The organism is Streptomyces sp. NPDC006368, from assembly GCF_040612535.1.
GTDB lineage: Bacteria > Actinomycetota > Actinomycetes > Streptomycetales > Streptomycetaceae > Streptomyces.
The window spans coordinates 285,458-301,260 of record NZ_JBEXQK010000003.1 but is presented as its reverse complement, the minus strand read 5'-3'; the positions used below and the strand labels follow the sequence as shown (position 1 = coordinate 301,260).

The window sequence follows — 15,803 nt, the reverse complement described above, 5'->3', positions numbered from 1 at the left end:
CGTCGTACGATCCCATCGGGCCGTCCATGGGGAGAGCAACCACCGTGCAGAGTATGGAACTTGTCGTCACCCGGCTCGCGGGCGCGGTGCTGGGCGCGGTCGCGAAGTCGCTGATCACGCCCCGGTCGGGAACCGGGGCCGGCCTGGTCGACCGCCCGCTGCGGCCCCTCCCCCGGCCGGCCGGGCCCGACCGGCTGGTGAAGGTCCTGTCCGGCCGTCTGACGGAGACGTACGGCGCTTTGCCCGAGCACGAGCGGCTGGCGGCGGCCGACGCGGTACGGGGCAGCTTCGCCGCGGCGGGCGAGATCGACGCGGACCGGCTCTTCCGGCTGGACCTAGACCCGGAGCGGCTGCGCGACGAGTTGCGCTCCCCCGCAGCCGGGTTGAGTTCACGGGCGCTGGACCTGTACGAGGAGCTGCTGTCCCTGTGCTGCGCGCACGTGGTGGAACAGCTGACGGCCCACCCGTCCTTCCCCGCCCGGGCGGCGGTCGAGCAGTCCCGCGCGGCGGGCCGTACGCACGCCCTGGTGGCGGACCTGGCTGCCGGGGCCCGTCGTCCGAACGCGGTGGCGCTGGACTTCGAGCAGCGGTACGCGGACTACGTGGCGGTCACGCACGGGCGGCTGGAGCTGTTCGGGCTGACGCTGGGGCGGTCGGCGAGCGAGTGGCCGCTGGACACGGCCTACCTCAGCCTGGCGGTGAGCAACGCGTCGCCCGACCGGCGGGAGGGCATGGACCTGCCGCGCACGGGCCGCGCAGGGGTCACGGCCGAGCAAGCGCTGGCCGAGTCCGATCGGGTGCTGCTGCGCGGCCCGGCGGGCTCCGGCAAGTCGACGCTGGTGCAGTGGCTCGCGCTCAACGCGGCGCGGCGCACCTTCCCCGCCGAGCTGGCAGACTGGAACCGGTGCGTACCGTTCGTGCTGCGACTGCGCGCCTTCGCCGCGTCGGAGGCACTGCCCCTGCCGGACGACTTCCTGCGCGCGGCGGGCGTGCCGCTGCACGGCTCGGCACCGGCGGGGTGGACGGAGTCGCTGATGGCGTCCGGGCGAGCGCTGGTGCTGGTCGACGGCGTCGACGAGGTGCCGATGCGGCTGCGCAACCGTACGGAGGCATGGCTCAAGTCGCTGATCGCCGCGTTCCCGGCGGCACGGTACGTCGTCACCACGCGGCCGTCGGCGGTACCGGAGGACTGGCTGGCGGCCCAGGGCTTCGTGGCCCGTTCGCTGCTGCCCATGGAGCGCGAGGACACCCGGGCGTTCGTCGCCCACTGGCACGCGTCGGCACGCCTGGAGAACCCGGCGGAGGCCACACTCCTCGACACCTACGAACAGTCCCTCGTCGAAGCGGTCACGACCCGGCGGGACCTGGGGCGGCTGGCCACCAACCCGCTCATGTGCGCCCTGCTCTGCGCGCTGAACCGGGACCGGCGCATGCATCTGCCGCGAGCCCGCAAGGAGCTGTACGACGCGGCGCTGGAAATGCTGCTGGTCCGGCGGGACATGGAGCGGGAGATCACCTGTGTGGAGGGCGTCTCACTCACGCGGGACGAACAGACGGCGTTGTTGCAACGGCTGGCGTACTGGCTGATCCGCAACGGCCAGGCGCAGGCGCACCGATCCGAGGTTGTCGAGATGCTGGGCGAGTGGCTCACCACGATGCCGCAGGTGACGGCAGACCCGGACACCGTCTTCGGCCATCTGCTGATCCGCAGCGGGCTCCTGCGCGAACCGGTACCGCACGCGGTCGACTTCGTCCACCGCACCTTCCAGGACTACCTGGGAGCCAAGGCGGCGGTGGAGTCCCGGGACTTCGGCGTGCTGGTGCGCAACGCGCACGACGACCAGTGGGACGACGTCGTACGCATGGCCGTGGGCCACGCACGCGTGGAAGAGCGCGCCCGGCTGCTGCGGCAGCTCCTGCGGCGCGCCGACCGGGCGCCGCGCCTGCGCCACCGGCTGGTCCTCCTGGCCGCGGCGAGCCTTGAGCACGCCCCAGAGCTCGATCCGGAGGTGCGACGGGAGGTGGAAGCCCGCGCCACGGAGCTGGTGCCGCCGCGTTCGATCGAGGACGCGGAGGAGCTCGCGAAGGCCGGTGAGCTGGTGCTGGAGCTGCTTCCGGGACCGGAGGGGCTGGACGACGAGACAGCGGCGGCGGTGGTGCGGACGGCGGCGTGCTTCAAGGGGGACGCGGCCTTCGCGGTCGTCTCCCGGTTCCGGGGGGATCACCGTCTCCGGGTCGCTTTCCAATTATCACAGGCTTGGGGCTCCTTCGACACGGAGCCGTACGCCCGCGAGGTGCTGACGGCGCACGCGTGGGACAACAGCTACCTGCACGTGCATTCCCCTGAACAGCTCGACGCCCTGCGGCACGTGGCCCACGCCCGCCGCGTGAGTGTGAACGGTCCACATGCCGATCTCACCCCTCTCCTTGTGCTGAAAGATCCCGAGGGACTCTTCCTCTACGCCAACCAGGTGCTCACGGATCTGTCCCCGCTCACCTCCCTCCCACAGCTCAAGGACGTCAGGCTCAGCTCGTGTCCCCAGGTGCGTGACATCAGCCACCTCGCCAGACCAGGACTCGAAGCGCTGGGCATCTTCAACGTTCATCCGGACGTCTGCGTGGAACCCCTGATCGACATGCCCGATCTGCGGACCTTCGTGCTCAACCACCCGTTGCTTATCGAGAGCGTGGACGAACTGCCGATCGGCCCGCAGCTGACCGAACTCGCGCTGTTCCAGCAGGCCCGTTACATCGATCTTGACGGGCTGGAGCGGTGGCCCGGGCTCACCGCACTCACCCTCACAGGTACCACCCAGCTCCGCCGGCTGTCCCGGATACCTTCCTTGGCCGTACTGGAGAGGCTCACTCTCCACCAGGTGGATCCGCTCCGGCTGGACCTGCTCGCGGGCCTCACCCGGCTCAAGGAACTCTTCCTGCAGGAGTGCGAAGCTCCGAATGCTCTGGACTCGTTGCGGGACCTGCCCTCGTTGACAACACTGTGGGTTTTGAACAGCCAGCCCAACCGCCCGATCGACCTCGGCCCGCTCGCGGACATGGACCAGCTGACCATCGGAATCAGCCGCCGGACCCCGGTCACCGGCACCGAGCGGTTCCCGCCCGACCGGGTCGTCCGGTTCTAGACGCCCGCCGCACCCAGCAGCGACCCCGCCCCGTACGTCACCGCCATCGCGAGCGCTCCGCCGCCGACGTTCCGCAGGATCGCCGGGCGGGGCGGGGCGTCGCCGAGGCGGGCGCCGGACCAGCCGGTGAGTGTGAGGGCGGCGAGGACCGAGCCCACGGTGGCGTACAGGCGGGCCGGGGACGGGGGCAGGACGATCGCGAGGAGCGGGAGCAGGGCGCCGGCCGTGAAGGCCACGAAGCCGGCCGCCGCCGCGTGCCAGGGGTTGGTCAGCTCGTCGGGGTCGATACCCAGCTCCACGCGCGCGTGGGCGCGCAGCGCGTCGCGTTCCGTGAGCTGTTCGGCGGCCTCGCGGGCGACGTCGCGGGACAGGCCACGAGCCTCCAGCAGGTCCGTGAGTTCGTCGAGTTCGGCTTCCGGCTGCTCGCGCAGTTCCCTCCTCTCCACGGCGAGGGCGGCCTTCTCCGAGTCGCGTTGCGTGGAGACGGAGACGTACTCCCCGGCCGCCATGGACATGGACCCGGCCAACAGGCCGGCCAGGCCCGCGGTCAGCAGTGCGGCGCGGTCGTCCGTGGCGCCCGCGACGCCGACGACGAGTCCCGCGGTCGAGACGACCCCGTCGTTGGCGCCGAGGACGGCGGCGCGCAGCCAGTTGAGGCGGGTGCCGAGGCCTCCGCCGTGGTCCTCCGCGTGCGCTGTGTCGGTCACCGCGGGAGGGTCTCACCCGGGTGTTCACCGGAGGGGCACCGACCCGCCTGGGGCGCATCGGTCGACGGGCGGCGGAACAGCCAATTCGGTGGCGGCGCCGTACGGACGTTCCCTAGAGTCGTGATCAGCGGGGACGGCTCCGCAACCGTGCTTCCTTCTCTCTTTCTCTCCAGAAGAATCCGTAGCGCGTTCACTCTCCGTCCCCGCTTCATCGATTCCGGTTGCCGGTTCCGGCTCCGGTCTTCAGTCTTTCCGGGGGATGTGTTTGTCCGTGCAGTCGTCGCTGACGCCCGTTCTGCTCCGCCGCCTTCGTACGGTGTACGTCGACGGGTCCGGGCCACGCCCGGCCGACACCGCGACCGCCCGGGGTCTCGTCGCCCTCGAAGCCGAGCTCCTGGAGCGCGGGTTCGCCCCGACGGCCCGGCTGCGCGCCGCCCTCGGCGGGCTCGGACCGACCGGGCTCGCGGACGCGGGCAAGGAGCTGCTGGGCCTCATCGACGCCGAACTGGGCGCGGACCGCACCCATATGCCGTTGTTCCGGGGGTTCCCGGCGTCCGTCCCGGACGACACGTTCCAGCTCTTCGTGGACCGCGTGTTCACGCTGCTGCTCCAGTGGCCCGACCAGCCGTGCGTGCTGTGCGGCCGGGTCGGCGCCGTCCACCCGGTGGCGCCGTGCGCCCACCTGGTGTGCCACCTCTGCTGGGACGGCACCGACTACTCCGGCTGCCCGGTCTGCCACCGCCGTATCGACCCGGCCGACCCCTTCCTGATGCCGACTCAGCCGCACCACGCGCGCGTGAAGGACGCCGGCGGGGCACCCGACGTGCCGTCCGGCCCGCTGCGCCTGCTGGACCTCGGCACCGACCGGTCCGCCGACGCCGCCGCGGCGCTGGACACCCTGCTGGCCCGCCGTACACCGCTGCCGCCGCAGGACAGGGACGACCTGGACGTCCTCCTGGCGTACGCGCCGCCCGAGCTCGACCGGCTGCCGGACGACATCCCCGTACGGGAGACCAAAGCGCTGCTCCTGGGCCGGCTGCTGCTCGATCCGCGTACCCGGGACACCGTGCGCCCGCTGCTGGAGACCTGGCTGACCACCGCGACCGATGTGCTGCGGCTGCTGGCCGTCCTGTCCGGGGGCGAGCCGGACCTGCTGGAGCGGTGCCGCTTCCGTTCGCTGCCGCGCGCCCTGCGCCGCCTGCTGCTGTCCGTACTGGACGGGCTGGCCGCGGAGTCGCTGGTCGAGGATGTGCTGCGCCACCCGGGCCTGTGGAAGCGGGCGGCCGAGACGCTCCACCCGTACGAGGAGCACGGCCGCCACCCGAAGGCGGCGCTCGCGTTCGCGGTGCTGCGCGCCACCGACACCTCCGCGGTCTCCTTCGGCGAGGAGCTGCGGCGCACGGCCGCTGAACACCCGCGCGCCGTACGGCTGGACGGTACGCGCGTCAAGGGCAACACGTGGAGCGGGCGCGTCGAGGAGGCGCTGCGCGCGAAGGACGGCAAGGCGGCGCTCGGGCTGCTCGCGCAGCGCCCCGGCGAGCTGCTGCGCCGTCTGGACCACCTGCTGCGCCTGGAGGGCGCGCCGGAAAAGGGCCTGCGCGGGGACCGCGCGCCCGGGGAGGTCTGCGACGACCTCGCCGCGACGCTGTGGCGTGCGCTGCCCGGCGCCGGGCCCGGTCCGCTGCTCGCCGCCCTGGGTCAGCTGAGCGCCCGCCATCTTCCGGGCGAGCGGCGGGTGTTCTTCCCGCGCGGCCGGGTCACCCACTCGTACGCGGTCGACGACACGCGCGCGCCCCTGCCGGCCGCCGTCACCGAGCGGGTCGGCGGGCTGCTGGAGGGCGAGGCGCTGCGCCGCCTGTCCACCCGGTCCCGGTTCCGGCTGGCCGTGCTGGACGCGGGCCTCTCCGGGCTGATGGTCCCGTCGGCGGAGGGCGCGGCGGCCAAGGCCCTGGTGTCGGTTCCGCGCGGCAGCACGCAGCCGCTGCCCGAGGGGGAGGTGCTGCGCCTGTTCCTGCACTGGACGGAGCCGCCCGCGACCCGGGTCGACCTGGACCTGTCGGTCGCGCTGTTCGACGCGGACTGGACGTACGTCGGCCTGTGCGACTACACGCGCCTGGTGTACGGCGGGCGGGCCGCCGTACACTCCGGCGACCTGACGTCCGCTCCGGCGCCGGACGGGGCGACCGAGTACGTCGACCTCGACCGGGCGGGGCTCGCGCGGGCGGGGGTGCGGTTCGCCGTGCCCATCGTGTTCAGCTTCAACGACATCCCGTTCAACCGGCTCGTCGACGTGTTCGCGGGCTTCATGGCGCCGGGATCGAAGGAAGCCAGGAGCTCGCGGTACGACCCGAGGACGGTACGCCAGCGCTACGACCTGGTGGGCGATTCGCGGATCCATGTGCCGATGCTGGTCGACCTGGAGCGGGGCACGTTCCTGTGGACGGACCTGCACCTGCCGCCGGCCGGTGGCTACCACAGTGTCGCGCGGCACGGCGCCGACCTGGGCCGGATCGGCAGGGACCTGTTCCAGTACTTCGCCGCGGGGCGTACCACCCTGTGGGACCTGGCGGTCTGGCACGCCGCCGCGCGGGCGGAGGAGACGGTCGTCGTGGGCGACGGCGAGCTGCGGTACTTCTCGCGGCGGCTCGGTGAGACGACGGGGAACTACGCGCGGCGTATCCGCGCGAACCGGGCGCCGGACGTGCGCCGGGCGGCGGACGATCCCGCCGCGCTCGCCGCGAAGGCCGCGGCCGGCAAGCACGTGCTGCTCGCGCTCGTGGACGGCACGGTGGCGCCGGAGGGCGCGTCGGGAACGGTCTACCGGCTGTTGCCGGGGCCGGTCGACGGCTGCGGCCTGGAACCGGCCTCCGCCGGGGACCTGGTCACACCGCTCGGCTGACCACCGCGGGCGGGGCGCGGGGCCGCGTCAACGCCCGTACGGCGGGCCGCGGTCGGGGCGCCCGGCGTCAACACGGCGCCCCCGCGGGGGATGCCGGGGGCGGCGTTGTCAGTGGCGGCCTCTATTCTCAGTGACCATGCTTGATGACCGTATGACAGCAGCAGCGTGGCCGACCGCCTACCCGCAGGGGTACGCGGTCGTCGACGTGGAGACCACCGGCCTCGCCCGCGACGACCGGATAGTGTCGGCTGCCGTCTACCGGCTCGACGCCCAGGGCGACGTCGAGGATTACTGGTACACGCTGGTCAATCCGGAGCGGGATCCGGGCCCGGTGTGGATCCACGGGCTCACGAGCGACGTCCTGGAAGGGGCGCCGCTCTTCTCGGACATCGCCGCCGAGTTCTCGCAGTGGCTCGACGGCCGGGTGCTCGTCGCGCACAACGCGATGTTCGACTGGTCGATGATCGCCCGGGAGTACGCGCGCGCGGAGCGCACGGCGCCGGTGCGCCAGCGGCTGTGCACGATCGCACTCGCCAAGGAGCTGGCGCTCCCGCTGCCGAACCTCAAGCTGGAGTCGCTGGCCGCCCACTTCGGTGTCGTACAGCAGCGCGCGCACCACGCGCTGGACGACGCGCGCGTGCTGGCCGAGGCGTTCCGGCCGAGTCTGCACGCGGCGGCCGAGCGGGGCGTACGGCTGCCGCTGCTGGAGTGCCGCCCGCTCACCGAGTGGTCGCCGGCGCCGCCCGTGCCGCGCATCGGCCACCAGGCGACGGGGCCGTACCGGCAGAACAGCTGGCGGCCCTCCCGGAAGCGGCCGGCGTGCCCGTACCCGAACCCCGGGCGATACGAAGCGGACAAACCGCTCAAGCAGGGGATGCGTGTGGCGTTCTCGGGCGATACGTCCGTGGACCGGGAGCTGCTGGAGGACCGCGCGGTCGAGGCGGGGTTGCACGTCGCGTCCAGCGTGTCGCGTCTGACGAGTCTTCTGGTCACCAACGACCCGGACGCGACGACGTCGAAGACGGTCAAGGCCAAGTCGTTCGGCACGCCGATCGTCGACGAGGCGGCCTTCACCCATCTGCTGCGGGATGTGGCACCCGCCGGGGAGTCGGCAGACGAGTGACGGCCCGGGCGTTGCGTCGCCCGTTGCGCCGCCGCGCGTCGCACCCTGTGGCGCATGGCACGTTGTGAGGTCTGCGGAAACGATTACGGCATGTCTTTCGAGGTGCACGCGCAGGGCGCGGTGCACGTCTTCGACTGCTTCGCCTGCGCCATCCACCGCATGGCGCCCATCTGTGAACACTGCCGGGTTCAGATCATCGGCCAGGGCGTCGAGGTCGACGGTCAGTGGTTCTGCGGCGGGCACTGCGCCCGCGCGGAGAAGGGCCAGGTGGGCATCGTCGACAAAGTGTGACCGCGAGCGGGCCCCGGCGACGAGCGGGGTCCGGCCCCGGCGGCGGGCGGGCCCGGCGGCGCACGCTCCCCGCCGGCGCGGGCGTGGCCCCCGTTGGCCACCCCGGCCGTACGGGCGGGACCCGGCTCCGCGCCGACGGCCGTCGCACCCGGCCCGGGCGGGACCCGCCATCCCGGCCCCGGGCACCAGGAGGTACGGTCGAAGCCGTGTACCGCTTCCTGTTGTCCCGGCAGTGGGTGATCCTCACCCTCATCGCCCTCGTCCTCATCCCCGTGATGATCGAGCTGGGCTTCTGGCAGTTCCACCGGCACGAGCACCGGGTGGCCCAGAACGCCCTGATCGCGGACAACCTCAAGGCGAAGCCGGTACCGGTGACGGAGCTCACCTCCCCCGGGCACACCGTCCCGCGCTCCGACTACTGGCGCCAGGTGACCGCCACGGGCACCTTCGACACCGCCCACGAGGTCGTCGTACGCCGCCGCACCAACGCCGACGACAAGGTCGGCGTCTTCGTCCTGAGCCCGCTCCTCCTCACCGACGGCCGGGTGCTGCTGGTCAACCGGGGCTGGGTCCCGGCCGCCGCCGACCAGATGTCCTTCCCCGACGTACCGCCCGCCCCCAGGGGCGAGGTGACCGTCACGGGCCGGCTCAAGGCCGATGAGACGTCCGGCGCCAGCGGCATCAAGGACCTCAGCGGTCTGCCGGACCGCCAGGTCATGCTGATCAACAGCGAGCAGCAGGCGCGGAGCCTGGGCCGCGAGGTGCTCGGCGGCTATGTGGAGCAGACCGCGCCCGAGCCGTCCGGGGACCTCCCCGAGCTGATCCCCGAGCCCGACCACGACTCCATCGGCGCGCACATGGCGTACGCGGTCCAGTGGTGGCTGTTCGCCGCGGGCGTGCCGGTCGGCTGGGTGGTGCTGGTCCGCCGCGAGAAGCGGGACCGTGCCACGGCCGCCGCCGGGACGCCGGCCACCGCTCCCCCGGCCGAGCACTCCGCCCTCCCGCGCTGACCGGGCGTCGGCCCCGGCGCTGATTGGCCGATCGTCGGTGCGGGAAGACGCCAGAGCGTGACGCAACGCATCGAGGATTACGCCCTCATCGGCGATCTGCAGACGGCCGCGCTGGTGGGCAAGGACGGTTCGATCGACTGGCTGTGCCTGCCGCGCTTCGACTCGCCCGCCTGTTTCGCCGCCCTGCTCGGCGACGAGGACAACGGCCACTGGCGCATCGCCCCGGCGGGCGCGAAGACGTGCACGCGACGGCGGTACGTGGGCGACTCCCTCGTGCTGGAGTCACTGTGGGAGACGCGCTCAGGGACGGTCAAGGTCCTCGACTTCATGCCCCAGCGGGACCAGGCGCCCGATGTCGTGCGGATCGTCGAGGGGGTCAGCGGCAGGGTCGAGATGGAGGCGGTGCTGCGGCTGCGCTTCGACTTCGGGTCGGTCGTGCCGTGGATGCGCCGGACGGACGGGCACCGGGTCGCCATCGCCGGGCCCGACTCGATATGGCTGCGCAGCGAGCCGGAGGTCAAGACGTGGGGCCAGCAGTACAGCACCCGCTCGTCCTTCACGGTCGGCGCGGGCGAGACGGTGGCGTTCGTCCTGACCTGGCACCCGTCGCACCAGCCCCGGCCCGGACTCATCGACCCGCACGAGTCGCTGGAGCACACCCTTGAGGACTGGCAGGCGTGGGCGGGACAGTGCACGTACGAGGGGCCCTACCGGGAGGCGGTGCTCCGCTCGCTCATCACGCTGAAGGCCCTGACGTACGCCCCGACGGGCGGGATCGTGGCCGCGCCGACGACCTCCCTGCCCGAGGAGATCGGCGGCGTACGCAACTGGGACTACCGCTACTGCTGGCTGCGCGACTCGACGCTCACGCTCGGCGCGCTGCTGTCGGCCGGGTTCCTGGAGGAGGCGGCGGCCTGGCGGAACTGGCTGCTGCGGGCGGTGGCGGGCGATCCGAAGGACCTCCAGATCATGTACGGGCTGGCGGGTGAGCGGCGGCTGCCGGAGACGGAACTGCCCTGGCTGCGCGGGTACGCCGGGTCACGGCCGGTACGCACCGGGAACGCGGCCGTGCGCCAGCTGCAGCTCGATGTGTACGGGGAGGTCATCGACTCGCTCTATCTGGCGCGGGAGGCGGGGCTGCCCTCGCAGGCGCACGCCTGGAACCTCCAGCTGAGCCTGCTGGGGTTCCTGGAGTCGACATGGCGCCAGCCCGACGAGGGGCTGTGGGAGGTCCGCGGGCCCCGGCGCCACTTCGTGCACTCGAAGGTGATGGCGTGGGTCGCCGCCGACCGCGCCGTACGCACCCTGGAGGAGAACCCGTCGCTGCCCGGTGACCCGGACCGGTGGCGGGCGATGCGGGACGAGGTCCACCGGGATGTGTGCGAGAAGGGGTACGACCCCGAGCGGAACACTTTCACGCAGTCGTACGGTTCGCGGGACCTGGACGCGGCGACGCTGCTGATCCCCCGCGTCGGTTTCCTGCCGCCGGACGATCCGCGGGTGGTGGGCACGGTGGACGCGGTGCGGCGCGAGCTGAGCCATGACGGGTTCATCCGCCGGTACAGCACGGACGGGCCCGCGGTCGACGGCCTGCCGGGCGGTGAGGGGACCTTCCTGGTGTGCTCGTTCTGGCTGGCCGACGCGCTGCGGATGACGGGGCGCGGGAAGGAGGCGCGGGAGCTGTTCGAGCGGCTGCTGACGCTGCGGAGCGACGTGGGGCTGCTGGCGGAGGAGTACGACCCCGTGTCGCGGCGGCAGTTGGGGAACTTCCCGCAGGCGTTCAGCCATATCGGGCTGGTGGGGTCCGCCCTCGCGTTCTCACGGGAGGACACGGCAGGATAGGCGTATGGATCTTGGACTGAAGGACCGTGTGTACGTCGTGACCGGTGCGTCGCGAGGGCTGGGCAACGCGTCGGCGCGGGCGCTGGTGGCGGACGGGGCGAAGGTCGTCGTGTCGTCGCGCGACGAGAAGGCCATCGCCCTGGCCGCGGACGAGCTGGGCCCCGGGGCGGTGGGCGTCGCCGCGGACAACGCCGACCCGGCGGCGGCCGAGCGTCTCATCGACGCCGCCCGCACGCACTTCGGCCGCTTCGACGGCATCCTCGTCAGCGTGGGCGGCCCGGCGCCGGGTTCGGCGGCGGACACCACGGACGAGCAGTGGCGGGCGGCGTTCGACGCGGTGTTCCTGGGCGCGGTGCGGATGGCCCGCACGGCAGCGGCGTCGCTGGGCGAGGGCGGGGTCATCGGTTTCGTGCTGTCCGGCTCCGTTCACGAGCCGATCCCGGGCCTGACGGTCTCCAACGGCCTGCGTCCGGGGCTCGCGGGGTTCGCCAAGTCGCTCGCGAACGAGGTGGGCCCGCGCGGCATCCGCGTCGTGGGCGTCCTGCCCGGCCGGATCGACACCGACCGCGTCCGCGAGCTGGACGCCCTGTCGGGCGACGCCGCGGCGGCGCGCGCGGGCAGTGAGTCCCGCATCCCGATGCGCCGCTACGGCACCCCGGAGGAGTTCGGCGCCACGACCGTGTTCCTCCTGTCCCCGGCGGCGTCCTATGTGACCGGTGTGATGGTCCCGATCGACGGCGGCGCCCGGCACGGTTTCTGACCGGACCCCGGCCCCGCCGCCCGTCAACGGGGCGGGGCCTTCAGGTCACGCGGCCGGGCCGGCGCTTGGCGGCGCGCAGACGGGCCTCGGCGGGCAGGGCGGGCAGGTGCGCCGAGGTGCGGGCGTGGGCGAGCGCCCCGGTCGTCAGGTGCGACAGCGTGTCGGCCGGGGACGCGTGGGGTTCCAGCAGGAGGGACAGCCGGGCGGCGGGGGCGGTGCGGCGGCCGGTGAGCCGGACACTGGCGCGGGACACCCCCTCCAGCGTCGCGGCCTCGGACTCGACCGCGCCTTCCAGTGCCCGGCCGCGCAGCACCGCGCCCTCCCCGTCGCCCGTGTCGACCAGCACCTCGGTCAGCCGGCGCCGCCTCAGCTGCGCCACCAGCCAGCCCAGCGCGAGCACCAGCAGCACCGCCAGCAGGGCGACGGCGGCCGGCCACCGCCACTCGCCCCGGCCGCGCCGCGCCTCGCCGAGCAGCACCGCGTCGGGGCCGCGCCACGGCCACCACGACGGCACGCCCAGGTCCAGGCCGGCCGCGAGCACCGCCCCGCCGACGCAGAGCAGCAGGAGCCCGGCCAGACCGACCAGGACGCGGTTGACGGTACGGAGCATGCCGGTCACCTCCTCTTCGCGGGGCGGCTGACGCGTACGGACAGGGCGGGGGGCCGTTGCAGGCCCAGCTCGGCGATGCCCTCGTCGAGCGCCGCGCTCACCTCGGCGTGCACGGCCCGGAGTTCACGGAAGTGGGCCACGGCACGCACCGCGACCTTGCGGCGCCGTGACCGTACCCGTACGGACTGCACCCCGGGCACGGTCTGCGCCCGGTCGCGCAGCACCAGCGCCACCGCCGACCGGTCGAGGCCGGCCCGTACGGGCGTGGCGTCGCGCCGCATCGGCAGGAGGGAACGCAGCCCGGGCGTGACGGCCAGCACCAGGAGCCACAGGCCCAGGGCCATCGCGACCCCGGCGCCCACGAGCACCCACCCGTCGTCGAGCGGCCGCCGCGCCAGCTCCTCGGAGAGCACACGCCGCCAGCGCATGCCCGGCCGTCCGGCCCGCACCGCCGCGGCGTCGTACAGCAGCACCCCCGCACCGCCCAGTACCAGGAGGGCGACCAGCGCGGCCGGGACGCGTCGTGCGGACCAGAAACGCCCGTTCATCGGACCCTCCCGCGCTTCTCCCCGGTGCCCGCGTACGCCGAGTGCAGCCGCTCCACCTGGACCGCCACCTCCGGCACGTCCATCCCCGCGAGCGCCTTGACCCGCCGTGCGACATGGAGGCGCACCGCCCCGCACTGCCCGCCGATGTCCGAGGGGTAGCCCAGCTCCAGGCTGACCCGGACGCGGGCGCTGTTCCGGTGCACGACGACCGACGCGTGCGGCGGACCGCCGCCGTCCGGCACACCGCCGTCCGGTACCTCGTCGAGCGCTTCGCGCGCCGCCCGCGCGGCGATCTTCGCCACCACCCGGTCGGCGATGCCGGTGGCTCCGCGCTCCGCCGCCTCGGTGCGGCCGGCCGGGTCGCCGGGGCCGGCGCCCGTGCCGCCGTCCTCGCCCGTGCCGCGCGTGTCCGTCGCCCCCGCCACCGCGTCACCGCCGCCGGTCGTCGCGGTCACGGCCCCGGAAGAAGTCCCCGGGCTCCAGGTCTCCGTCGATGAACCGCCCGGCCACGAAGCCGACCGCCCCCAACGCGGCGACCAGCACAAACGCGCCGAAACCGCCGAAGTAACCGGCGAATCCGAGCGCCATCCCGGCCAGCAGGCCGACCACCGACATGCTCATCGTGCGCTCCTCAGCCGAACTGTCGTCACTGGAGCCGTGTCTCCGGCTCTTCTTCCTCTTCCTCCGGCAGCTTCACATCGCTCACGGCGATGTTGACCTCGACCACTTCCAGTCCGGTCATGCGCTCCACGGCGGAGATGACGTTCTCCCGGACGTCCCCGGCGACATCGAGGATCGAGTAGCCGTACTCGACGACGATCTCCAGGTCGAGTGCCGTCTGCACCTCTCCGACCTCGACCTTCACGCCCCGCGTCACGCTGGCCCGGCCTCCGGGGACCCGGTCCCGCACGGCGCCGAAGGTACGGGACACCCCGCTGCCCATGGCGTGGACGCCTTCGACGTCCCGCGCCGCGAGCCCGGCGATCTTCTCGACCACGCCCTCGGCGATGGTGGTCCGGCCGCGTGAGGCCGGATCTCCGCCACCGCCCCGCCGGACGGACGAGGTCCTTCGGGACGCCTCCGCGGCGGGCTCCCTGATCTGGGCGGCCTTCGCCGCCTGTGCGCCCTGTGCGCTCTCTGATGTGTCACTCATCGCCGCTTGCCCCTTCCGGATGGGTTTGGGCTCTGTTGACCACACTAAGTGCGGTTCGCCCGTTATGCGCCAGGAATGCGGCAGGCTGGAGGAATGATGACGGCTGACGGATGGACGACGGTGGTGCGGAGCAGGCTCGGCCTCGGCCGGCTGCTCCCGCTGGGCGGCCCGGCGGACGGGGCCTGGCTGGCGGAGCGTGCGGCGGACGCGGTGCTGCGCGGCACGGCGTGGCGGGTGCCGGGTGTCTCACCCGGCCGGCTGCGCGTCGGCCTGGCGGATACGGAGGAGGGGGCGCTTCCGGCACCTTTGGTCCCGCCGCCACCGGGCGCCCTGCCGCCCGGCCCGCTGCGCGTCGAGGCGGAGTTCGCCGCGACGAGCGGTGACGTACCGCTCCCGGACCTGGCCGCCCGGCTGCGCGCCGCCCTGCTCGCGGCGGCGGAGGACCGGCTGGGCCTGGAGGTGACGGAGGTGGACCTGCGGGTGACGGCCCTGCTCGACACGGCACCGGACGCACCGGAGGACGGTGAGGTGACGCCCGCGGGGAACGGCGCCCCGAGCGCCGACGATCCACGGGAGACCCCGCTGCCGGGCGCCGCGTCCGGCTCCCCGCTCGCGGCCGGCCCGGCAGCCGCCGCGGACGGGGCGGCGGATCCCGGTGACGCGGTCGCGGGCGCGTCGGATCCCGCGGACCCCGGGGTGGCCGACCCCGCGGGGGTCGTGGCCGTGGGCGTGCCGGGGGTGGCGCGGCTCACGTCCGTGCTGGGGCCGTCGGTCCACCGGGCCGCTGATCACGTCCGGATCGAGTTGGCGACCGCCCCGGAACACCGCGCGCTGGACGTGGCGCTGGCGGTCCGGGCGGCCGTCGGTGGGGCGTTGCCGGTGACCGTGCTGGTCACCGGGGTCGGTCAGTCGGAGAGCCCCGCCAGGTCGCGCAGCCGCCTGGCCTGAGCGGCGCGCTCCGCGACGCGCTGCTCCTCGTACGTACGCTCCTGCGCGCCGCGCAGCAGCGCCTTCGTCTCGATGACGGCGTCGCGCGGCGCCGCGAGCAGTGCGGCGGCCAGGTCGCGTACGGCGCCGTCGAGCTCGTCCGCCGGTACGACCAGGTTGGCGAGGCCGATGCGCTCGGCCTCGTCGGCGTGGACGAAGCGGCCGGTGGCGCAGATCTCCAGGGCGCGGGCGTAGCCGACGGCCGCGACGAGGGGGTGTGTGCCCGTCAGGTCCGGGACCAGGCCCAGGCCGGTCTCGCGCATGGCGAACTGCGCGTCCTGCGCGACGACCCGCACATCGCAGGCGAGGGCGAGCTGGAAGCCGGCCCCGATGGCGTGCCCCTGGACGGCCGCGATCGACACGATGTCGTTGCGGCGCCACCAGGTGAACGCCTCCTGGTACTCGGCGATGACCGCGTCGAGGTCCTCGTCGGAGCCGCGCGCCAGGTCGATGAAGGACGGCTCGCCGTCGAAGCCCTCGGGCGTGAACGCCTGCCGGTCCAGCCCGGCGGAGAAGGACACGCCCTCACCGCGCAGCACCACGACCCGCACGCTGCCCGGCAGCGACCGGCCGGCTTCCGCGAGCGCGCGCCACAGAGCGGGCGACTGCGCGTTGCGCTTGGCCGGATTGGTCAAGGTCACCGTGGCGACGGCGTTCTCGACGGTGAGCCGTACGCCGTCCTTGTCGAGCACGTCGAGGACTGGGTCGAGCGAGGTCATGAGCGCCTCCGGGT

At 73.6% G+C, this 15,803-nt stretch carries 15 protein-coding genes; 8 read left to right on the top strand and 7 right to left on the bottom strand.

What is annotated here, in order from left to right:
• Positions 1-53: 53 nt before the first annotated feature.
• A complete protein-coding gene (locus tag ABZZ38_RS04885) occupies positions 54-3,140 on the top strand; it encodes an NACHT domain-containing protein (RefSeq protein WP_356735785.1) in 3,087 nt (1,028 codons plus the stop codon).
• On the opposite strand, the gene ABZZ38_RS04880 is transcribed toward ABZZ38_RS04885, so the two are convergent.
• The gene (locus ABZZ38_RS04880) at positions 3,137-3,847 is read right to left on the bottom strand and encodes a VIT family protein (protein WP_356735783.1); all 711 of its coding nucleotides are present in this window, start codon (positions 3,845-3,847) and stop codon (positions 3,137-3,139) included. The two genes, ABZZ38_RS04885 and ABZZ38_RS04880, sit on opposite strands and share 4 nt — an antisense overlap.
• Before the next feature lie 271 nt (positions 3,848-4,118).
• Here ABZZ38_RS04880 and ABZZ38_RS04875 point away from each other — a divergent pair, with 271 nt between their 5' ends.
• The 6 genes from ABZZ38_RS04875 to ABZZ38_RS04850 all read left to right on the top strand — a co-directional run bounded on the left by ABZZ38_RS04875 (position 4,119) and on the right by ABZZ38_RS04850 (position 11,772).
• Positions 4,119-6,746: an MXAN_6230/SCO0854 family RING domain-containing protein gene (locus ABZZ38_RS04875; RefSeq protein WP_356735781.1), complete on the top strand. Its 2,628-nt coding sequence runs from the start codon at positions 4,119-4,121 to the stop codon at positions 6,744-6,746.
• 130 nt (positions 6,747-6,876) lie between these two features.
• Positions 6,877-7,869, top strand: coding sequence for a DEDDh family exonuclease (locus ABZZ38_RS04870; RefSeq protein WP_356735779.1), 993 nt, complete (start codon positions 6,877-6,879; stop codon positions 7,867-7,869).
• Between the two features lie 54 nt (positions 7,870-7,923).
• Positions 7,924-8,160, top strand: a complete 237-nt coding sequence (locus ABZZ38_RS04865; RefSeq protein ID WP_078887695.1) for a hypothetical protein — start codon at positions 7,924-7,926, stop codon at positions 8,158-8,160.
• Positions 8,161-8,366: 206 nt separating this feature from the next.
• A complete protein-coding gene (locus ABZZ38_RS04860) occupies positions 8,367-9,170 on the top strand; it encodes an SURF1 family protein (RefSeq protein WP_356735777.1) in 804 nt (267 codons plus the stop codon).
• Between the two features lie 57 nt (positions 9,171-9,227).
• A complete protein-coding gene (locus ABZZ38_RS04855) occupies positions 9,228-11,012 on the top strand; it encodes a glycoside hydrolase family 15 protein (protein ID WP_356735775.1) in 1,785 nt (594 codons plus the stop codon).
• Positions 11,013-11,016: 4 nt separating this feature from the next.
• The gene (locus ABZZ38_RS04850; RefSeq protein WP_356735773.1) at positions 11,017-11,772 is read left to right on the top strand and encodes an SDR family oxidoreductase; all 756 of its coding nucleotides are present in this window, start codon (positions 11,017-11,019) and stop codon (positions 11,770-11,772) included.
• 40 nt (positions 11,773-11,812) lie between these two features.
• Here the strand turns inward: ABZZ38_RS04850 and amaP are convergent, their stop codons facing one another.
• From amaP to ABZZ38_RS04825, 5 genes are all read right to left on the bottom strand, one after another.
• Positions 11,813-12,382 carry an alkaline shock response membrane anchor protein AmaP gene (amaP, locus tag ABZZ38_RS04845; RefSeq protein ID WP_356735771.1) on the bottom strand — a complete coding sequence of 190 codons (570 nt, stop codon included), beginning with the start codon at positions 12,380-12,382 and terminating at the stop codon, positions 11,813-11,815.
• 5 nt (positions 12,383-12,387) lie between these two features.
• A complete protein-coding gene (locus tag ABZZ38_RS04840) occupies positions 12,388-12,930 on the bottom strand; it encodes a DUF6286 domain-containing protein (RefSeq protein ID WP_356735769.1) in 543 nt (180 codons plus the stop codon).
• Positions 12,927-13,247, bottom strand: coding sequence for a hypothetical protein (locus ABZZ38_RS04835; RefSeq protein WP_356735873.1), 321 nt, complete (start codon positions 13,245-13,247; stop codon positions 12,927-12,929). Before ABZZ38_RS04835 ends, ABZZ38_RS04840 begins: the two co-directional genes overlap by 4 nt.
• Before the next feature lie 112 nt (positions 13,248-13,359).
• On the bottom strand, positions 13,360-13,551 hold the full coding sequence (locus tag ABZZ38_RS04830) for a hypothetical protein (protein ID WP_356735767.1): 192 nt from the start codon (positions 13,549-13,551) through the stop codon (positions 13,360-13,362).
• Positions 13,552-13,576: 25 nt separating this feature from the next.
• Positions 13,577-14,083, bottom strand: a complete 507-nt coding sequence (locus tag ABZZ38_RS04825) for an Asp23/Gls24 family envelope stress response protein (protein WP_356735765.1) — start codon at positions 14,081-14,083, stop codon at positions 13,577-13,579.
• 96 nt (positions 14,084-14,179) lie between these two features.
• Here ABZZ38_RS04825 and ABZZ38_RS04820 point away from each other — a divergent pair, with 96 nt between their 5' ends.
• Positions 14,180-15,031: a hypothetical protein gene (locus ABZZ38_RS04820; RefSeq protein ID WP_356735763.1), complete on the top strand. Its 852-nt coding sequence runs from the start codon at positions 14,180-14,182 to the stop codon at positions 15,029-15,031.
• Here the strand turns inward: ABZZ38_RS04820 and ABZZ38_RS04815 are convergent.
• Positions 14,989-15,789 (bottom strand): enoyl-CoA hydratase/isomerase family protein, encoded by an 801-nt coding sequence (locus ABZZ38_RS04815; RefSeq protein ID WP_356735761.1) that lies wholly within the window; start codon positions 15,787-15,789, stop codon positions 14,989-14,991. The two genes, ABZZ38_RS04820 and ABZZ38_RS04815, sit on opposite strands and share 43 nt — an antisense overlap.
• Between the last annotated feature and the right edge of the window lie 14 nt (positions 15,790-15,803).